At 39.3% G+C, this 18,352-nt stretch carries 22 protein-coding genes and 1 riboswitch; of the genes, 3 read left to right on the top strand and 19 right to left on the bottom strand.

What is annotated here, in order from left to right; translation table 11 throughout:
- Positions 1 to 102 precede the first annotated feature (102 nt).
- Positions 103 to 1,023 carry a CobW family GTP-binding protein gene (locus LJC66_RS10080; RefSeq protein ID WP_195694352.1) on the top strand — a complete coding sequence of 307 codons (921 nt, stop codon included), beginning with the start codon at positions 103 to 105 and terminating at the stop codon, positions 1,021 to 1,023.
- Between the two features lie 33 nt (positions 1,024 to 1,056).
- Here the strand turns inward: LJC66_RS10080 and LJC66_RS10075 are convergent, their stop codons facing one another.
- Positions 1,057 to 1,215, bottom strand: a complete 159-nt coding sequence (locus LJC66_RS10075) for a hypothetical protein (protein WP_165592300.1) — start codon at positions 1,213 to 1,215, stop codon at positions 1,057 to 1,059.
- A gap of 297 nt (positions 1,216 to 1,512) precedes the next feature.
- Here LJC66_RS10075 and LJC66_RS10070 point away from each other — a divergent pair, with 297 nt between their 5' ends.
- A complete protein-coding gene (locus LJC66_RS10070; RefSeq protein ID WP_013082852.1) occupies positions 1,513 to 1,839 on the top strand; it encodes a MerR family transcriptional regulator in 327 nt (108 codons plus the stop codon).
- Positions 1,840 to 1,930: 91 nt separating this feature from the next.
- On the opposite strand, the gene rarD is transcribed toward LJC66_RS10070, so the two are convergent.
- The 14 genes from rarD to LJC66_RS10000 form a co-directional block, all read right to left on the bottom strand.
- On the bottom strand, positions 1,931 to 2,857 hold the full coding sequence (rarD, locus tag LJC66_RS10065) for an EamA family transporter RarD (protein ID WP_230932467.1): 927 nt from the start codon (positions 2,855 to 2,857) through the stop codon (positions 1,931 to 1,933).
- A gap of 135 nt (positions 2,858 to 2,992) precedes the next feature.
- The gene (locus LJC66_RS10060) at positions 2,993 to 3,562 is read right to left on the bottom strand and encodes a cob(I)yrinic acid a,c-diamide adenosyltransferase (protein ID WP_230932466.1); all 570 of its coding nucleotides are present in this window, start codon (positions 3,560 to 3,562) and stop codon (positions 2,993 to 2,995) included.
- Positions 3,559 to 3,984, bottom strand: a complete 426-nt coding sequence (locus LJC66_RS10055; protein ID WP_230932465.1) for a bifunctional adenosylcobinamide kinase/adenosylcobinamide-phosphate guanylyltransferase — start codon at positions 3,982 to 3,984, stop codon at positions 3,559 to 3,561. Before LJC66_RS10055 ends, LJC66_RS10060 begins: the two co-directional genes overlap by 4 nt.
- On the bottom strand, positions 3,936 to 4,550 hold the full coding sequence (locus LJC66_RS10050; protein WP_230932464.1) for a histidine phosphatase family protein: 615 nt from the start codon (positions 4,548 to 4,550) through the stop codon (positions 3,936 to 3,938). The genes LJC66_RS10055 and LJC66_RS10050 overlap by 49 nt, the downstream gene beginning before the upstream one ends.
- Entirely contained in the window at positions 4,508 to 5,281 is a 774-nt protein-coding gene (gene cobS, locus LJC66_RS10045; RefSeq protein WP_230932463.1) for an adenosylcobinamide-GDP ribazoletransferase, read from the bottom strand. Before cobS ends, LJC66_RS10050 begins: the two co-directional genes overlap by 43 nt.
- The gene (locus LJC66_RS10040; RefSeq protein ID WP_050690015.1) at positions 5,278 to 5,838 is read right to left on the bottom strand and encodes a bifunctional adenosylcobinamide kinase/adenosylcobinamide-phosphate guanylyltransferase; all 561 of its coding nucleotides are present in this window, start codon (positions 5,836 to 5,838) and stop codon (positions 5,278 to 5,280) included. Before LJC66_RS10040 ends, cobS begins: the two co-directional genes overlap by 4 nt.
- Entirely contained in the window at positions 5,835 to 6,914 is a 1,080-nt protein-coding gene (gene cobD, locus LJC66_RS10035; protein ID WP_230932462.1) for a threonine-phosphate decarboxylase CobD, read from the bottom strand. Before cobD ends, LJC66_RS10040 begins: the two co-directional genes overlap by 4 nt.
- Complete coding sequence (gene cbiB / locus LJC66_RS10030; RefSeq protein WP_230932461.1) at positions 6,889 to 7,875, bottom strand: adenosylcobinamide-phosphate synthase CbiB; 987 nt, start codon at positions 7,873 to 7,875, stop codon at positions 6,889 to 6,891. The genes cobD and cbiB overlap by 26 nt, the downstream gene beginning before the upstream one ends.
- Before the next feature lie 4 nt (positions 7,876 to 7,879).
- Complete coding sequence (locus tag LJC66_RS10025; RefSeq protein WP_230932460.1) at positions 7,880 to 8,488, bottom strand: adenosylcobinamide amidohydrolase; 609 nt, start codon at positions 8,486 to 8,488, stop codon at positions 7,880 to 7,882.
- A gap of 88 nt (positions 8,489 to 8,576) precedes the next feature.
- The gene (locus LJC66_RS10020; protein WP_230932459.1) at positions 8,577 to 9,536 is read right to left on the bottom strand and encodes an ABC transporter substrate-binding protein; all 960 of its coding nucleotides are present in this window, start codon (positions 9,534 to 9,536) and stop codon (positions 8,577 to 8,579) included.
- 258 nt (positions 9,537 to 9,794) lie between these two features.
- Positions 9,795 to 9,927: riboswitch (cobalamin riboswitch) on the bottom strand.
- Between the two features lie 91 nt (positions 9,928 to 10,018).
- On the bottom strand, positions 10,019 to 10,333 hold the full coding sequence (locus LJC66_RS10015; RefSeq protein ID WP_013056696.1) for a thioredoxin family protein: 315 nt from the start codon (positions 10,331 to 10,333) through the stop codon (positions 10,019 to 10,021).
- A 188-nt stretch (positions 10,334 to 10,521) separates the two neighbouring features.
- Positions 10,522 to 11,124: a YpjP family protein gene (locus LJC66_RS10010; RefSeq protein WP_028413645.1), complete on the bottom strand. Its 603-nt coding sequence runs from the start codon at positions 11,122 to 11,124 to the stop codon at positions 10,522 to 10,524.
- Between the two features lie 383 nt (positions 11,125 to 11,507).
- Positions 11,508 to 12,284 carry a class I SAM-dependent methyltransferase gene (locus LJC66_RS10005; RefSeq protein WP_230932815.1) on the bottom strand — a complete coding sequence of 259 codons (777 nt, stop codon included), beginning with the start codon at positions 12,282 to 12,284 and terminating at the stop codon, positions 11,508 to 11,510.
- Positions 12,285 to 12,418: 134 nt separating this feature from the next.
- On the bottom strand, positions 12,419 to 12,856 hold the full coding sequence (locus tag LJC66_RS10000) for a BrxA/BrxB family bacilliredoxin (protein ID WP_013056693.1): 438 nt from the start codon (positions 12,854 to 12,856) through the stop codon (positions 12,419 to 12,421).
- A gap of 241 nt (positions 12,857 to 13,097) precedes the next feature.
- Here LJC66_RS10000 and LJC66_RS09995 point away from each other — a divergent pair, with 241 nt between their 5' ends.
- A complete protein-coding gene (locus LJC66_RS09995) occupies positions 13,098 to 13,982 on the top strand; it encodes a polysaccharide deacetylase family protein (RefSeq protein WP_230932458.1) in 885 nt (294 codons plus the stop codon).
- Positions 13,983 to 14,013: 31 nt separating this feature from the next.
- Here the strand turns inward: LJC66_RS09995 and LJC66_RS09990 are convergent, their stop codons facing one another.
- From LJC66_RS09990 to LJC66_RS09975, 4 genes are all read right to left on the bottom strand, one after another.
- Entirely contained in the window at positions 14,014 to 15,138 is a 1,125-nt protein-coding gene (locus LJC66_RS09990) for a conserved virulence factor C family protein (RefSeq protein ID WP_097823632.1), read from the bottom strand.
- A gap of 63 nt (positions 15,139 to 15,201) precedes the next feature.
- Entirely contained in the window at positions 15,202 to 17,100 is a 1,899-nt protein-coding gene (locus LJC66_RS09985; protein WP_230932457.1) for an ABC-F family ATP-binding cassette domain-containing protein, read from the bottom strand.
- Positions 17,081 to 17,734, bottom strand: a complete 654-nt coding sequence (locus tag LJC66_RS09980) for an HD domain-containing protein (RefSeq protein WP_195694374.1) — start codon at positions 17,732 to 17,734, stop codon at positions 17,081 to 17,083. The genes LJC66_RS09985 and LJC66_RS09980 overlap by 20 nt, the downstream gene beginning before the upstream one ends.
- A 124-nt stretch (positions 17,735 to 17,858) precedes the next feature.
- Positions 17,859 to 18,335: a glutathione peroxidase gene (locus LJC66_RS09975; RefSeq protein ID WP_050690027.1), complete on the bottom strand. Its 477-nt coding sequence runs from the start codon at positions 18,333 to 18,335 to the stop codon at positions 17,859 to 17,861.
- Positions 18,336 to 18,352 lie beyond the last annotated feature (17 nt).

Below are 18,352 nucleotides of genomic sequence, written 5' to 3'. Positions count from 1 at the left end.
ATTTACTCTTAGATATTTATCCCCTCTTGGATATACTATTTACCAATCGGTAATCGGAAAAGTTTCGATTTAAACAATGTTATTTACATAGGAGAGACTGAAATGAAAACAGAAATCTACATTTTATCTGGATTTTTAGGCAGTGGAAAAACAACGTTACTTAAACAGCTGCTTCAGCAAGAAAAAGATCGTAATCGCAACATTGCTGTTGTGATGAATGAGCTTGGCCAAGTTTCGATTGACTCAAATGAAGTAGAAAAAGACACGCCGTTAAAAGAATTGCTAAACGGCTGCGTGTGCTGTACTATTCAAGGTCAATTTGAAACTCAGCTTCATTCACTTCTACAGGAGAACACATTGGATGCTATCTATATAGAAACAACCGGAGTTGCACATCCCATTGAAGTGTTGGATGCCTGTATGTCTCCTCTTTTTGCGCATCAAGTCACGATTAAAAGTATTATCACCACACTCGATGCAACAAGGTGGGAAGAACGTGGGTCCTTAAGCATTCAACTCCAAAAACTTCTTCAAGAACAAGTAAAACATGGGGATGTAATTTTATTAAATAAAACGGACATGCTGTCTGAGTCAGAAAAGTCTTCCCTGCTTTTTGAGATTCAATCCATTAACCCAAGTGCAAGGACGTTATTAACGGCATTTTCCCGCGTGAAGCTTGATGTGATTCAAAAAGCTCAGCTGTCTCAAAAACAGCCGCACCATAAGGCTCATGTTGAAGATCATCTTCATTTGAAAACATTTGTATATGAGTTTACAAAAAAAGTGGATCTTGAATTATTTGAAAATTGGCTGCGCCAAATGCCAGATACCATCTATCGTATTAAAGGCTATATGCGCTTTACTCATTCGAACGATACGTATTCGTTTCAATATTCATACGGCATGCCTCTATATATGAAAGAAATGATGAAGCTGCCCACCACTCTTGTCTTTATAGGGGAAAACCTCAATCATGCTAAGATGAAACAAGAATTATTTACTCTTGAACAGCAATCTCATTAAAAAATCCCGCTCTAGGCGGGATTTTTTTATTACTTATAAACAGGCATTTTGTACTCTGCGCAAAATTTCATATGCATGATTTCCGGCTAACTCTGTCAATTCTTCAAATTTTTCATCTCTTTTCAAATCAAGTTCAATAATTTCTTTTGCCAGCTCAATAATCTCTTCTTTTTTCAATTGTTGCACAGCCATTTAAAACGCCCTTCCCTTTTAGAATTTATGTATATTCTCACATTTATTTTCTATTCATCATTTTGAAAGCAAGTGATTAACCACAAGGCTTTATCCTGTATGGTTAACCACTTGGGATCGAGTTAATCATTAGTTTATAGGACTCTTTTCCCTATTTCATTATTTATGTCACTTTTTCTCACATAGTAATTCAAAAATATAACATATATATGTTAGAATGTATTACATGTTATAATTTTTTGTATTTTTTTCCTTTATAATAATAACATACTACTACGTACTCAGGGGTGAGGGAGATTGTCTACGAATGAAGCGTCATATCGAGATAAAAAAGTCATGTCTATTGGGATTGTAAAAGAATTAACCGGTTTATCAGAAAGGCAAATTCGCTACTACGAGAAAAGAAGCCTGCTCTTTCCGGACCGAACCAATACGGGTATCCGGAAATATTCGTTTTCAGACGTCGAACGATTAATGGATATTGCCGATCGCATAGAAGAAGGAGTTCAAACAAGTGAAATACGCACAGAACTGGCCAAAAAAGATGAAGCGAGAAAAATGAAAGAAGTAAAAAACCAAATGCTTCAAGGTCAGTTGAACGCTCATTTCAAGCGGAAGCTATAAAGTATACATACGGTGACTTTCCCGTCTCCGTTTTTATTTCTTTACGGCAGACAAAAAAGCGCATATCTAAAGATATCCGCTTTTTTGTCCGTTAAGCTGAGCGCCCTTTAAAGAATTTCGGCTGATGAGAACTCATGAACTTAGTTTTAGATAAAATGAACATAACCGATCCGCCCCAAATGAACAAAAAGGCAATCATCTCTACGCTAGAAAACGGTTCATGATACACGAATACCCCTAATAAAAGCGTCATGGTAGGAGCAATGTACTGTAAAAAACCGACCATCGATAGCGGAATAAGCGGCGCTCCTTTAGCAAAATACAGTAGTGGCATAGCTGTAGCGACACCGCCGCCAATTAAAAGAGCGCTCAGATCAAGCGACTGAAGAGAAAAACTTGAAGATCCTTTCACTAAAAGAAAAATAAAATAAATAACCGCAATAGGTGCAACCATCATCGTTTCAATCGTTAATCCTACTTTTGCTTCTAATTGAATCGTCTTTTTTACAAGACCGTACAAACCAAAGCTAAACGCTAAGCTTAATGATACCCATGGGATATGCCCGTATGTAACTGTCATAACGATAACACCTATAGCAGCCAATCCAACAGAAGCACCCTGCCAAAAATTAAGCTTCTCTTTTAAAACGACTATACCAAGCAAAATACTAACGAGCGGGTTGATGTAGTAACCTAAACTTGTTTCAATAATATGATTATGGTTAACCGCCCAAATGTAAACGAACCAGTTGATGCTGATCAGCACTGAAGCCACAAATAAAATGACCGCTTGTTTCGTATTACGAAATAATAAACCAAGCATCTTCTTTAAAGCACTCATTTGCTTTGTCACAAGCAAAAGTAAAAGCATAAAAACAAATGACCATATGACACGGTGAGCGAGTATTTCATTCGCATTCACTTCGCCAAGAAGCTTCCAGTAAAGCGGAAAAAGCCCCCACATAACGTAAGCGCTGGCTGTATAAACAATACCTGCTCGTTTAGAATCTTGATTCATTTCTCAACCTCTTTTCTTTATCTCTCTGTCTCTTATCATTATAGATGCATTTACCTCTTTTTTATAGCTTTATTTTGCCTATCGAAATAGCTCATAAAAAAAACGATCGCTTTTAGCTCGACCGTTTTTTATACCTTATTTTTTAGGCTGTTTAAATACTTTAGCACTGCGAATATACTCTACATCCTGTACATTTTCTCGCGCGTTAGCGATTCGAGCCGCAGCAAAAAAATAATCGGATAAACGATTTAAATACTGAAGCACCGCCACATTAATTTTATGCTCACGCTGCACGCCAACAACAAGCCGTTCTGCGCGGCGTGTAATCGTCCGGCAAATATGAAGCGTTGTTGCTGCAGGTGTGCCTCCAGGTAAAATAAAACGCTCAATGGCCGGCGCTTCTGACATATAGACATCAATGCGTTTTTCAAGTACTGATATCATGTCGTTTGTTACTTTGTACGGATGATCATCTTTTGCAAATGCTAAATCACTTCCACAGTCAAAAAGCTCATGTTGAATCGTAATTAGCTCTTCTTTTACATCTTTTAATGCTGCTTCATCCAGCTGATAAATTGCTTGACCTACAAAGCCATTTAGCTCATCAATCGTACCGTATGCTTCCACTCGAATATCGTCTTTATTTACTCGTCCTCCAATTAAGCTTGTCTGCCCTTTGTCCCCTGTTTTTGTGTAAATGTTCATTGTATTTCCTCCTTCAATCGATTAGCAATTCCGTACCAAATGTGATCTACTTTCCGGGCATGCGCTGCTAAATACTGATACGCATACCCGCACTCATCTCTCCACTGCCGCTCTGTTGGATCTAAAGGAACAATCCCTCTGCCGACTTCAGTTCCAATCACTATCAACTGTTCCCATACACCGCTGTCTCTCCACTTCTGTATCAACTTTTCAACAACAAGGTGCGGAGACTCCAGCTCGCTATGTATTAATTCCTTAACATAGTGCTCAAATCCTTCTAGCACTATGTAACTTTCTTCGAACTCAAGCGCTGGTAAAACAGGGTCTTCATACAAACAATGCCATTTTACCGACTCACTGGCATAATGCTGCTTCACCCATTTTCTTTTGCCGGTAAATGCACCGCCGAATACGAAATGCATGCTCTTCTCTCCTTTGCCTGTTTGTATGTACACGCTACTGAAAAACCTTCTCCATAAGAAAAAGAAACATCCCAAAGCGACGCTGTCTGTTTAAAATGGGATGCAAGTAAACGCAGTGGTCCGCCGTGCGAAACAATAGCAATGTGACGCAAATGCCGACTGGCCGCCAAATCGACCGCTTCTTCCCACGCTCCCCAAACTCGGTTTGAAAAGCTTGAGAAGCTTTCACCCTTCGGAGGCGTATGTTCTGTCCAGTGATCAATCCAATTTCTATACGCCCGTATGTTTTTTAAATCTTCATACGTCTTCTCTTCCCAATCTCCAAAATGCAGCTCACGCCAATTTTTACTTTTAACCACCTGAGATTTTGGAAAAACAACTGCACTTGTTTCTAGCGCTCTTTTTAAGTCACTGGAAATAACGAGCTGAGGTTCTAGAAAAAGCTCTTTTAATTCATTTTTCCCTTCTGTACTTAAAGACGGATCACTCCACCCTATATATTTTTTCTGTTGATTTTCAAGCGTCATGCCGTGACGAATACATGTGATAACCAAAGAATTATCCATAAAAACGTTTCTCCTCCTTCAATGGTTGCCCCTATAACATCTCCTGTTACGCCCCCAAACTGCGAACGATAAAACCGTATCCACAGCCATAAAAAACCGGCAAAGAAAAGAATAATGAATTTATTGTCCATAAAAACAGCGAAAATAGCAACTAAGAATAGGCTCATGACGATAAATACATAAATAGACCGTTTGGTGACTCCTTTTTGAAAATAAGCAGCCAGACCCGTATCTTTAGCGGGCTTATCTCTCATCAACAAAAAGGCTGCTCCAATTCTTGGAAGGGTAAAGACAACTAAGCATGCCCAAATTGATAAAGAAGAAAGAGACGCTAATTCATAGATCGCACTAAAACGCAGCAGCAGAAGAACCATAAGAGAAAGAATAGCAAAAGACCCAACGTGCGGATCACTTAAAATCTGCAGTTTTTTTTCCTTTGACTGATGAGAAAAATACGCATCGCTTACGTCCATCCAGCCGTCTAAATGAAGACCACCCGTTAAGATAAGCGGTAAAAGCAAAACTAAAATACTATCAACAATCGTAGTGATAGGTGAAGATTGAAGCAGCTGTAAAAAGCTATAAAGCATCAAGCCTAGTAACATACCAATCCACGGCAGCACAAAAAGTGAGCGTGCCGTTCTTTTTTCAGTCCATTGAACCGTTTTAGCCAGCGGTAAAATCGTAAAAAACTGGAGAGAAATTCGTAGTATGGCTATCCATTCTTTCATATATCTACACATTCCTTTCCTTTTTTAAAACGATAAATTCCCGCTTCTACACAAATAGCCACATCTGCTTTTTCTACAATATACTGATGTAATTTCCCTAACATCTTCATATAGCTATATGTGGGCTCCTCTAATACGCCCGCTTCAAACAGTTCATTAGATACTAGCACAACCGTCTGAGACTGCGCAAACAGCTTATCGAGCGCTTTGATCATATGACGAAAAACCTCTTGTTTGCCCTCTTTTGTTTGCCACCTTTTTTCTGTTAAAAAAAGCTCATTGGCAAGCCAGTTCGTGACACAATCCAAAAGTATAGCATCATCACTTTGAAGATTTGGCAGAATTTGTTGTAAATCTACAGACTGTTCGATCGTTACCCAAGGCGTGTTCGCTGCTTGGCGTTCTGTTTGATGAAGCTGGATGCGTTTTTGCATTTCCTTATCTGTTTGCCTGCTTGTGGCAATATAAACAGCGCGCTTTGTACAAAAAGTTTGAACCATATTCTCCGCTGCACGTGATTTTCCACTTCGAACGCCTCCGCTAATAAAGATGATCATATTTCATCAAGTCCTTGTTTGATTACGTTAAGTAAATAGTCATTTTCTTCTTTCGTTTTCACAGCCAAACGGATATAGCGTCCATTTAAAAATGGGAAGTTTTCAGTATGCCGGGCTACCACACCGTGGCTTGCTAAATAGCCAAGCCATTCACGCGTTTTAATAGAAGACGGAACGCTGCAAAGATAATAGTTTGTTTGAGAAGGAGAAACCAAAAGCCCCCATTCCTCTAGTTGACTCAAGATTCGTTTTCGTTCTTGTTTAATATAATGTACGGTGTTTTTCACAAAATCTTTTTCATCTACACATATCATCCCTACTTGCTGCGACAATCCATTTACACTCCAAGGAGGCTGTTTTTTAGACATCTCGCTAATGATTTTTTCATTTGCCAAAATATAGCCAAGGCGAAGCCCGGCAATATTAAACATCTTCGTCATAGAACGCACAATAATGATATGTTCATAATCCAGAATAAGAGAATCAAATGAAGGCTGATGTTCGACAAAATCAACAAATGCCTCATCAATCATTAAGTATGTACCATGATGAGCAGCAGCTTTTACTACTTTCATCCATTCCTCATGACTATACATAACGCCTGTTGGGTTGTTTGGATGACAAATCCAAAGTACTTTTATATCCGGAAGGATGCTCATAATTAACTCTATATCCCAGCTCCAGCCGTTTTCTTCAGCTAAAGGAATGTACGTCACTTCACATCCATAAGCTTTACTTGCCTGTTCATATTCAACGAAAGTCGGCTGTACAATCCCTGCTTTCTCTCCTGAAAATAACGAAGCAATAAGGAAAAACGCTTCAGCGGCGCCATTTGTAGGCAGCACTTGAGCAGCTGAAACATCATGATGAGCTGCTAGTTTATTTTTCAGCTCTGTTACTTGAGGGTCAGGATAGCTAAACGCAGCATCCTTGAATTCGTTCCACTTTTCGTGAAGCACAGGGGGAGCCCCTAAAGGATTTGTGTTCACACTAAAGTCTTTTATGTGTGACAAATTCTCGGTCCCTATTGCTTTTAAAAAGACAGTAGGATTAGCTCCATGTGTAGGTAATAGCACTAATAACTCCTCCTAACAAAAGATATAATAACCACGTAGCATAGACCGTCCTTTTCATAATGAAAACAGCTTGTTCAATATGACCGGCTTGCAGAGGAATGAACGGTTCGCCCATTTTTGCACGATTAGATTCTATGCCTTTGTATGTATTAAGTCCGCCGAGTTGAATACCTAAAAGAGCAGCTACTGCACTTTCCCCGTATCCGCTATTTGGACTTGGATGCTTCTTAGCATCACGTTTAATCAAACTCGTTACATGCCCAAGAGAATACTGGCTTTTTGCTACATTAACAGCCGTCATCACCACTGCAGTTAACCGACTTGGAATATAGTTTAATACGTCATCGGTTTTTGCACTAAAGTAGCCGAACAGAAAGTAGCGGTCATTTTTGTACCCAACCATCGAATCACATGTGTTAATAGCCCGGTAAAAAAACGCTAGGGCTCCTCCTCCTATAAATGCATAAAAAAGCGGAGCTGTAATACCATCACTTGTATTTTCAGCCACGGTCTCTACCGTGGCTCTGGCAATTTCTCCTTCTGACAAACGATCTGTATCTCGTCCCACAATCATGCTTACTTCATATCTAGCTTTCTCCATATCTCCTAGCTGAAGCGGCTTTTGTACCTTATAAGCAGCTTCGCTTAAAGAACGAGTGGATATAGTAGTCGCAATCATTACGCCCTCTACTAAAACACCTGCTATAAAATGAACTTCGTATAAAGCATGAAGGAACAAAAAGGGAACAACTCCTGCGAGCACAGCCATACTTATCACAAGAAGCAATCCTTTGAATCGTTTTCCTGCACCTTTATTTAATCTGGAATCCATCCAATAAATCCATTTGCCAAACCAGCGAACGGGATGCGGCCAATTTTCAGGGTCGCCTATAATTCGGTCAATTAGTAAAGCAATCGTCATGGCCGTCATGTGTGCAATTATCGCTTGTGTAATACTCACTTCTTCACCTCTTTCCCTTAAGTCCCTGCTCTAAGCTTATTTTCACCAGCTTGGCTACCGCTTGCCCTAAAGCGGTCATAGAGCCTGCATATTCATATAATGGTCCTTGCTGAGACGCTGCAACTGAGATGCTGTCCGTAGATGTTCCCGTAGCAATCGTCTTTGTAGCCGGATCTATGACACCCAGCTGTGACAGCGTTTTTGTTTTAGCTTCTGTGGCCGCAATAAAAAGCTGTAAAAACGCTGCATCCGTAAGCGTACCTTCCACGAAAAAAAACATATTAATTGTACCGGGAGAGGAATAGAACGGGACAGCTTCGTCAGCTATAATATCTACTGCGTTTCCTACTCCAGCCGTTATCACGGAAGCTACTCTTACTCCGTAGCCTTCATAACAGTAAACCGCTCTTTCTTTTAACCAAACGGCTGTCATCAACCCTACGATTTGCTCATGGCGCACATTTTCTTTCATCAAATATTGCTCATACTCCAAAGAAGGAGTATCTGAATAATAGTCTTTGTGAACAAATCGATTGTAAAAGGTGTCCGTTTCCGTAATGCCTGTTCCTAAAACCCCTGAGCTGTATGTTTTATAAGAAGTCTCGGTTTTCATGATTAAAAGCTCAGGCCGTTCTTCAATTTTAAGATGTGAAAAGGGACCAATCCCCTTTTCAATTCGAACTGGAATATGGTCCCTCTTCTTATTTATTGTACACCTCAGGGTATACTGCTTTTGCTAAGTCCTCTAAGCCATCTACAATACGAGGTCCTAAGCGGTTGATTTTGTTTTGATCAACCTTCTCGATGTTACCCTCTTTTACAGCAGTCATGCTGCTCCAAGCGGGACGCTTCATAATCTCATTTTTGTCTGCATCATACGTTGCGATAATATCGTCAGGGTTTAACTTAACAACTTGCTCTTCAGAAAACTTAACCCAACCCTTTTCACTAGCCGCTACGTTATCAGCACCGATCATAGTAAGCATTTCGTTCATGAACGTACCTTTTCCTGTTGTATAAATCTCAGGAGCTCCTGATACCTCTATCCATACTTTTTTACGATCTTCTTTTGAAATCGTTTTTGCTTTTTTCTCAATTGAAGCTACTTTTTCTTTCATGTCTTTAATTGTTTGATTAGCTTCTTTTGTTTTACCCGTTAATTTACCGATTTGGGTAATAGAATCATAAACCGTATCAAACGTTGTTGAATCTTTTACAACAAATACCGGAATCCCCGCACTTTCAATTTGTTTAAATACTTCATCCGAAACGCCCATACTTGAAGCGTGTGCCAGCACTAAATCAGGATTTAAAGCAATAACTTTTTCTGCATTAACGTTCATATCTCCTACCTGCGCTTTTTTCTTTACGCTTTTAGGATAATCATCGTTGCTTGTGACACCTACTAATTCTTTTTCAAGGCCAAGGGCATATACAATCTCCGTATTACTTGGCATTAGTGAAACAATTTTCTTAGGCTGTTTTTTCAACGTAATTTCTTTATCACGCGCGTCTTTTACCTTCACAGGAAATGCAGCTTGTGACGTTTGTGCTGTATCTTGCTTCGTTTTTTTATCACTGTTGCTTTGGCTGCCTGCACCGCATGCAGCAAGTACGATGACTAACAGTGCAATAATGGAATACGAAAGCCATTTTTTCATCTAAATACTCCCCCTATATATTGTTCATTGTGAATACGAAACCTCCACGTTAAAGAAAAAGCAAATGATCATGCAAAAAGCAGCGCTATCCCGTTTTTCCGCTTTGACTATGTATACTGCTCGCAGGCAGCTTCAAAATAAAAAAGCTTTACTTTCAATTGAAAGCAAAGCAGGTAACGTCAAGATAAGCAGGAAAAGAATCCGTTCACTATACTTGATATGTATGTTCATTACCCTGCTTCACCCTTCCTCGAAGGTTTCACAGCTAACAATAAGGCAGGTCTCCTGACTTACGCACAAAGCGCTTACAGTGGCGGGACCGCGCTGGCTTTTCACCAGACTTCCCTTTTCACTCAATCTTTAAATTGAGACCTTATTGCTTTACGATTATTCACTTGTCCTAGTATACCCCACTCATGGAAAAATGGAAATAGCCATTCTCACAAAAAAAAGCTGCAAGAATGCTCTCGCAGCTTAGGGAATTAAAGAGTTGCTAAAAATTCACGGACCGCTTCAGGCGTTTTAGCATTTGCACTGTGCAAGTGTGCAATTTTTTCACCGTTTTTATATACAAGAAGAGAAGGAATACCCATTACATTGTTTTCAGCAGAAAGTTCTTCAAACTCATCCTTGTCAATTTTAAACCATGCTTTATCTGTATTTTCGTCAACGATTTCATCAATGAACATATCCAAACGTTTGCAATCAGGACACCACGTTGTCGTAAAAATCCCAACGCTTAGTGTTTCGTTCTTAATTTGTTCGCGAAATTGTTTTTCTTCCGTAAATTGTTTCATTGTGTTACCTCCAGCATCTATTCGTTCCTTCTCCCTATTCTATGGTAAGAAGTCTGACTTCATTATAAACGATTTTTTTATCGTTGTGCTAATGTTTCAGCTTATTTAGACCATAACGGTTTTAGACGTAAAAAAATGCTAGCTTAAAAAAGCTAACATTTCGAAATCACAGAATGTTGTGTCTATTATCAGCTAAACCATTTAGGCGGCATGTTTCGGTTCCAATAAATTTTCCCTAAATCATAATGCTTCTGAAAATTATCTGCAGCCGCATGATAGTGAAAATTAAACCAGTATCCATCTTTTGGAGGATTTTCACGCCGTACATGAAATCGTATTAAGTCCTGACCGGTTTCCCGGTCATATACATGGAAAATCTTTTCACCGTAGCCAGCAGCAGGATGCTCGCTTATCTCGAGATTCTGAATCGACTGTTCACGCTCAGTGCCAATGTCGGTCAGCACTTCTTCAATTTTAGGTAACACTGCTTGACGAAATTCATCTTCAATGACAGGTCCAATTTTTGTTCCGAATTTTTCCACTGACTGTTTTTCAGCTGATTCCATTGCATACGTAACAAATGATGAAACGTCTTCATATTTTGGTTCTTCATATGGCAAATGAATATCTTCTATAACAGCTGTGACAGGAGTTGTTTCTCTTACATACCCTGCTTTATGTTGCTTGTCCGCTTTTGCATCATCAACGTATAAATATTCTGGTGGAGTGACAAGCCCAAATGTAAATACTGTAATAAATACAATTAGCATTCTTTTTATCCATCTAGGCATTCGTATCTTTCCTTTCTCATCTTTTCCCATATGGTCTTTTCATATCGTAAAATTCATTGTTATAACTCACTAGGTATTGTAACATACTTATTAATTTTTTACCTATATTTGCTTATTCATTTATGCTGCCTACGGGCATTCGACGACTTTTTAGTTAGCACCTTCCTTCTTCTGTTTGAGCTTGTCACACCGAGCGGAAACCTATACAAGATATTCCTTTTTTGCTGGATGCTTAAACACAAAAGTATTTTTATGTTCAAAAATATATCATACTTTTATGAACTTTAGATGAAATTCATAAAAAAAACTTCCAAAACTTTTTAATCCCTAAAAGGTTTTGGAAGTCTTTTCAATGATCGGGATTCATTTTACTTTTTTGTTTATTATTGTATATCAATTGTCCCGTAATGAAATTTTGATGTTTTTCGTTTTTGTACGGTAAATCCATGTTCTTCAAAACGAGTGCTTTTCCAATGATCTTTTAGCACGATCTTTTGTTTGGCTACTCTTTTTGCTTCTTGTATAGCCATTGGCGTCAGCGTAGTATAAAGTGCTATTGCTTTAATACCGTTAATTCCATTCGATTCATCAATTTGCTCTTGAAACATAGGATCAAAGTAGACAACATCAAAAGAATTATCTTCACAACACGCCAAAAACGCTTCAAAATTTTGATGAACCACGTTTATACGCTTCATTGCATCGTTCAACTCTTGTACGTCACTTTCCCAATTTAAAAGCCCTTGTTTGACTAAATAAGCTACATAGCGGTTGCCTTCTAGTCCGACAACTTTCCCGCTTTCCCCTACCGCTGCGCTCGCCATCATACTATCCGATGCAAGACCAAGTGTACAGTCAAGCACGCTCATTCCTTTTTCTAAACCAGCAGCTTCAATAAACGGATCACGTTCTCCCCGCAGCCATCTCTTCACTCTAAACATAGCGGAGTTTGGATGAAAAAAAATAGGTTCCTCTTCGTTTTGAACGTGCAACTCTACTCTATTCTTACCGACAACCAGCACATCTGCAGCTTGAAGATTCTGAAGATCTGCAACGGATTTCTTCTCTCTTACTACAAAAGGTATACTTAAATCAGCGGCTACTTGTTTGGCTTTTACAATCATCTGTTCATTTGTTCGACCAGCAGTCGTAACAATCACTTTCATAACTCCCCCTACACTGTTTGGCTATTTACATAAAGAAAAAGGATGCCGATAGACATCCTTTTTCTTATAAAGTATATGCGATTTTTCTCTAAAAATCTATATACTAGATGTGACAAAAGCAGGACATTTTATGAACAGTGCTGCTTAAAGCCATTTAAAATGTTTTCAAAAATAACTTCTAACGGCTGACCTTCAATTTCATGTCGAGGAATAAAATGAACGACTTCTTTTCCTTTTAAAAGCGCCATAGACGGTGATGAAGGCTCAATGTCCCCAAAATATTCACGCATTTTAGCTGTTGCTTCCTTATCTTGGCCAGCAAAAACAGTTACCACTTGATCTGGTTTTTGCTCAGACTGTAAGTACGCTTGCGTTGCTGCAGGACGTGCTAAACCAGCAGCGCATCCACAAACTGAATTAACGACAACAAAAGTTGTGCCTTCTACGTTTTCCATAAAATCAACTACGGCTTCCTCTGTTGTTAATTCTTCATAACCAGCTTGAGTTAATTCTTGACGCATTGGTTTAACTAACTGACGCATATATTCTTCATATGCCATTGACATATTAACATTCCTCCTAACAATCATTCACGCTAAAAGCATACTATAAAAACCAGGAAAAATCTAGCTACTCACTCTTCAAATCCTTATCGCTGTCCCGTTCTCCTTTTCCATTTGACAAAAAAAGATTAAAACCGGGTCATATCATCTAATTTTTTTCCATAAAAATGTCGATTTTTACTATTAATATTCCATTTTTTGTACTATAGTAGTAAATAGTAGTTTAGTAGAAAGGATTTTCAAATTGAACCAGCGATTTAAACCGAACAAGCGATTTAAGCCAAACAAACGATTTTATGCATTTTTGTCTTTAGTGTTAGTGATCGTCGCTTCTTTGTTTTTTATTACAGAAGCCAAAGGAAGTGAATCCGCTGCATCTCAGCAAGTATTAGCATCTACTGCGTTGCCGCTGAAAGAAGCTACATCTTCAGCACAGCCTGAGAAGCTGCTTAATACACTTCATCATAATATGTATGTAGGAAATACGGTGAACGATCAAAATCAAGCTCTTACACAGCCTGTTTACCTTACGTTTGACGATGGTCCAACACCTGATACTCTTCATATTTTAGATGCTTTGCGTCAATATAACGTAAAAGCAACTTTCTTTATGTTAAAGCATCAAATTGACGCTCACCCTGAAATTGCTAAAAAAGTAGCACAGGAAGGACATGCCATCGGCTGTCACGGCGTCTCTCATGATATTCATGTCATGTATAGTGAAGACGGCGCCGCGTTAAAAGAAATGCAGGAGTGTCAAGCGACAGTGAAGAAAGTAACCGGTGTTGACAGTAAGTTAATCCGCGTTCCTTACGGCAGCGTTCCTTATTTAAAAGAGCCGCACCGTACAGAGTTGCTAAGCCACTTTAAATTATGGGACTGGAATGTAGACAGTGAAGACTGGGCACTTCGTTCTGCACCTAGAATTATTCAGGGCCTTGAACCTCATATTCAAGGGGTTAATTCCAATGGAAGAACACCAGTCATTTTATTTCATGATAAATCCTTTACGGCACAATCCCTTCCTGCTATTTTGACTTACTTAAAGCAGTCGGGCTATCAGCCTATTAAAATTGATAACACCATGCAGCCTATGCAGTTTCCAATTCCCGCTGCAAAACAGTCGTAAAAAAAGATCATTCAAGTGAATGATCTTTTTTTTATGCTTTTCTGCTTTCCGTCATTTGTTTCCAAACAGAACCTTTTGCTTCTTCTCCCCCTTCGATACGTTCAATTGCTAGCTTGATTTGTAAATCTACCTCAAATTCTTTATCATTCTCTGCTGCTTTTAATGCAGAAAGAGCCGTCTCGTCCCCTACCTCGTATAAATACATAGCTGCACGCCAGCGAACAAGCTTGTTTTTATCACCAAGAGCTTCACACATTGCCGGAATACCTTCTTCAAAACCTAAATCTGACATGCAGTCTCCAGCAGTACGGCGCACAGTGACTGATTTGTCTTTTAAGGCTTTGTATAAATAAGGCAGTACCGCTTTTGATTCAATCATTCCTAAGTAGACCGTAGCTAAGCGGCGAATAGATGCTTTTTCATCATCAAGCGCTTTATTTAAAACGTCTAAATCAGCTTCTGTTGGATCCATTTGTTCTAAATGGGCATAGCGCACTGACCAATCGTTGTCTTCTAGCATTTCTTCTGTAACTTTATAGGTTTTACGCGGTTGTACAACTTTTCCGCCTTCTTTTTCTTCTTGTGCATTAGCCACAAGGCGAGTTAATCTTTCTTGCGGATATGCTGCTGCTAGCTCTTCCACTACTTCGTCTCCGATAGCCGCTAACTCTCCGTAACGAACGCCTTGTTCTTTCCATTTCCGTTCTAATACCACATTATCTGAAAAACGTTGAAGTTCTGCTACCGCTTTTGCGAATCGTTCGGGGAGACCAAAGCGCTTTTCTTCATTTCCGTCCGTTAGCTTGACTTGCATCGGTACATTTTTGAACATTTGAACTGACACATTGACCTCACCAAAATGCTCATTCATTTTGTGCTGCTCGCTGCTGCTTTGCAAATCTTCACCAAACGCTGCACGAACTTGCGGCAAAATTTGCTTCCAGTCATATTTGGCATTTCGCTCTACTGCTAAGAAGTCCGCTACGTGGTAGACTCCTTTTACCCCTTCTACTTTCAAGATGTCTTGAACAACTTCAGGCGCTGCTTCAGCATTTTTTTCCGTATAGTTATTGCTTTTTCCGCCTGATAGCACTTCGTCTAAATTAATTTTCATTGTATTCGGACTTGGCGTTGGCTCAATTGATTTAATGTTCATATCGTATCGTACTCCTCTCATTAAAATTGTAGCATGTGCTTTATACTCAGTCTAACGACTTGTTTACGCGTTTTCAATTTCTTCAATCAGCTCTGAAAGCTCTGCCCAGCGATCAAGCAGTGCATTTAATTCTTCATTTGCTTTTTCTTGTTCTAACGATAGGTTATGCGCTTTTGTATAATCGCTGCCCACCTGTTCAATTTCACTTGTTAAGCGGTCAATTTCTTCTTCTTTTGCTGCAATATTATCTTCGATTTCTTCCCATTCTTTTTGTTCTTTATACGTTAAGCGACGCTTTTTTGTTTTCTCCGGCTGTTTTGGCTTTTCTTCTTTCACTTTAGCCTGCTGAACCATTGCCTGCTTCTTCTTCATCGCTTCTTCCAATTGATCTGTATAAGCGCCAAAATAAATCGAAATGTTTCCTTCTCCTTCAAAAACTAGTAAGTAATCTGCTACTTTATCCAAGAAATAGCGATCATGCGATACCGTGATCACAACACCTGGAAATTCTTCGAGGTAGTCTTCAAGCACCGTTAGCGTTTGAGTATCCAAATCATTAGTCGGCTCATCTAGAAGCAAAACATTTGGCGATGTCATTAATAATTTCAATAAGTATAAACGACGGCGCTCTCCTCCGGACAATTTTTGAATCGGTGTTCCGTGCGTATGTGAAGGAAATAGAAATCTCTCAAGCATTTGCGACGCAGAGATCATTTTTCCATCCGTCGTATGCACAACTTCTGCCGATTCTTTAATATAATCAAGCATGCGTTGATTCAAGTCCATATCATCGCTTTCTTGGGTATAGTAAGCAACTTTAACCGTTTGTCCTCTGTCAATTTCACCGCTGTCCGGCTCAATGCGTCCTGCAATCATATTCAACAGGGTAGACTTTCCGCTTCCATTTTTTCCGACAATTCCAATTCGATCTTGTTTTTTCACGATGTGCGTAAAATCTGAAAGAATGATTTTATTTTCATACGTCTTAGACACATCTTTTAATTCAAACACTTTTTTCCCAAGGCGACTGCCTGCTAAACTTAAATCCAGTGATTCTTTTTCAGAGGAATCGATTTTCCCTTCTAATTCATCAAATCGCTGGATACGCGCTTTTTGCTTAGTCGTACGCGCTTTTGCTCCTCTGCGAATCCAAGCCAATTCATTGCGGTATAAGTTGCTTAATTTTGCTTGAGTTGCTTTTTCCTGCTCTTCTCGAATCGCTTTTCCTTCTAGAAAAGCACCATAGTTTCCTTTATAGCTATATAAATTCCCACCGTCTAATTCAAAAATTCGGTTTGTAACAGCATCCAAGAAATAGCGATCATGAGTAACAAGCAGCACGGCTCCTTGATATTTGGATAAATATTCTTCGAGCCATTTAACGGTCTCATAATCTAAGTGGTTAGTCGGCTCATCTAAGATCAGTAAATCAGGTGTTTGAATTAGGCTTTGCGCAATGGACACGCGCTTTTTCTGTCCACCTGAAAGCTCACCAATTTTTGCACTCATATTTGAAATTCCAAGCTTTGTTAAAATCGACTGTGCGTTAGAATTGGCTTCCCATGCGTTCATCGCATCCATTTTCTGCTGTAAATCATACAATGTTTGCTGATTTCTTTCGTTTGCAGAGTCTTGCTCTAACGCATACAGAGCTAGCTCATAGTTTTTTAATAAGTTAAGAAGAGGCGTATCTCCGCTGAAAACTTGCTCCAGAACCGTTAAGTCTTCATCAAAATCCGGATGCTGCGGTAAATATGTCACGCTGTAGTCTTTAGCATGAACAATATCTCCTTCGTCTCCGAGCTCTAAACCTGCGATAATTTTAAGAAGCGTTGATTTCCCTGTTCCGTTTACACCGATTAAGCCGATTCGCTCATTTTCCGTAATGGTAAATGTTAGTTGATGAAACAGCTCTTTTTCTCCATACGTTTTTGTTAAGTTTTCAACAGTCAGCATTTTCATAATGATAATTCCACTCTTTCTTAAATTGAACTAAAAATTCTTTCATATATGTATGTCGCTCTTGCGCTAGAGACCGTGCTGTTTGAGTATTCATTAACGCAGTGAGCTTTAATAACTTTTCATAAAAGTGTGCAATAGCCGTTGATTTGCCGTGTCTATATTCTTCTTCCGTCATCTCACTTCGTACAGCAATGTTTTCATCATACAAAGCCGTGCCTTTAGCACCTGCATACGTAAACGTACGTGCGATACCAATTGCACCAATCGCATCTAAACGATCTGCATCTTGAACAATTTCACCTTCAAGCGTATCCATAGCCGGACGGTTTCCGCCTTTAAATGACATCGTTTGTAAAATGTGAACGATATGCTTGCAGTTCTCTTCTTCTACCTGATGACTCTTCAGCCACTCCCACACTTCTTCGTACGCCTTTTCAACATCTTCCACTAGCTTATCGTCTACAACATCGTGTAAAAGTGCGGCTAGTTCGATAACTTCCCGGTTGCCGCCTTCTTTTTTATATAAAAGCACTGCATTTCGACGCACGCGATCGATATGCTGCCAGTCATGACCCGTTGTGTCATGCGCAAGCTTTGCTTGAACCCACTTTTCTGTTTCCACTATTTTATTCATTTGCTCACCTCAATTATATCCACCATTATTTTAGCACAAAGTGAGGCGCTCGTCTCACTGACAGCGGATCACCGTTTGAAAATCCTTCCTGAAAAATAAAAAACAGATGGAGATCCACCTGCTTTTAAAGCAATTCTTTTATATCTTTTTGAATATCTTTTGGTGCAGTTTGAGGTGCGTATCGCTTCACGACTTCACCTTGACGATTCACTAAAAACTTTGTGAAATTCCACTTTATCCCTTTGGAACCTAGTAGACCCGGTGCTTGTTCTGTTAAGTATGTAAATAATGGGTGTGCATGCTCCCCTTTTACATCTACCTTTGCAAACATCGGAAACGAAACGCCATAGTTTAACTCGCAAAATTGTTCAATATCATTTGAACTTCCTGGCTCTTGACCACCGAACTGATTGCAAGGAAAACCTAGAACCGTTAGACCGTTTTCTTTTTCTTCTTCGTACAGCGCCTGCAAATCTTTATATTGAGGGGTAAAGCCGCACTTGCTAGCTGTATTTACAATCAACAGCACGTCACCTTGATAGTTAGATAGCGATACGTCTTCGTTTTTAATTGTTTTTGCCGAGTATTCATACACGCTCATCAAAACGCCTCCTTTTC

This window comes from Priestia sp. TSO9 (genome assembly GCF_021029645.1).
GTDB lineage: Bacteria > Bacillota > Bacilli > Bacillales > Bacillaceae_H > Priestia > Priestia megaterium_E.
Note: the sequence above shows the minus strand (reverse complement) of the source record. Positions and strands in the feature narration are given on the sequence as shown.

Coding starts and splice junctions, on each gene's coding strand:
- LJC66_RS10010 (WP_028413645.1), bottom strand. CDS start 11,124: ATGCCTAGATGGATAAAAAGAATGCTAATTGTATTTATTACAGTATTT.
- LJC66_RS10050 (WP_230932464.1), bottom strand. CDS start 4,550: ATGGATAATTCTTTGGTTATCACATGTATTCGTCACGGCATGACGCTT.
- rarD (WP_230932467.1), bottom strand. CDS start 2,857: ATGAATCAAGATTCTAAACGAGCAGGTATTGTTTATACAGCCAGCGCT.
- cobS (WP_230932463.1), bottom strand. CDS start 5,281: ATGAAAGAATGGATAGCCATACTACGAATTTCTCTCCAGTTTTTTACG.
- LJC66_RS10080 (WP_195694352.1), top strand. CDS start 103: ATGAAAACAGAAATCTACATTTTATCTGGATTTTTAGGCAGTGGAAAA.
- LJC66_RS09980 (WP_195694374.1), bottom strand. CDS start 17,734: ATGAATAAAATAGTGGAAACAGAAAAGTGGGTTCAAGCAAAGCTTGCG.
- LJC66_RS10000 (WP_013056693.1), bottom strand. CDS start 12,856: ATGTCAATGGCATATGAAGAATATATGCGTCAGTTAGTTAAACCAATG.
- LJC66_RS10060 (WP_230932466.1), bottom strand. CDS start 3,562: ATGAACATTTACACAAAAACAGGGGACAAAGGGCAGACAAGCTTAATT.
- LJC66_RS10040 (WP_050690015.1), bottom strand. CDS start 5,838: ATGATCATCTTTATTAGCGGAGGCGTTCGAAGTGGAAAATCACGTGCA.
- LJC66_RS09990 (WP_097823632.1), bottom strand. CDS start 15,138: ATGAACATTAAATCAATTGAGCCAACGCCAAGTCCGAATACAATGAAA.
- LJC66_RS09985 (WP_230932457.1), bottom strand. CDS start 17,100: ATGAAAATGCTGACTGTTGAAAACTTAACAAAAACGTATGGAGAAAAA.
- LJC66_RS09975 (WP_050690027.1), bottom strand. CDS start 18,335: ATGAGCGTGTATGAATACTCGGCAAAAACAATTAAAAACGAAGACGTA.
- LJC66_RS10025 (WP_230932460.1), bottom strand. CDS start 8,488: ATGAAAACCGAGACTTCTTATAAAACATACAGCTCAGGGGTTTTAGGA.
- LJC66_RS10020 (WP_230932459.1), bottom strand. CDS start 9,536: ATGAAAAAATGGCTTTCGTATTCCATTATTGCACTGTTAGTCATCGTA.
- LJC66_RS10075 (WP_165592300.1), bottom strand. CDS start 1,215: ATGGCTGTGCAACAATTGAAAAAAGAAGAGATTATTGAGCTGGCAAAA.
- LJC66_RS10015 (WP_013056696.1), bottom strand. CDS start 10,333: ATGAAACAATTTACGGAAGAAAAACAATTTCGCGAACAAATTAAGAAC.
- LJC66_RS10055 (WP_230932465.1), bottom strand. CDS start 3,984: ATGCATTTCGTATTCGGCGGTGCATTTACCGGCAAAAGAAAATGGGTG.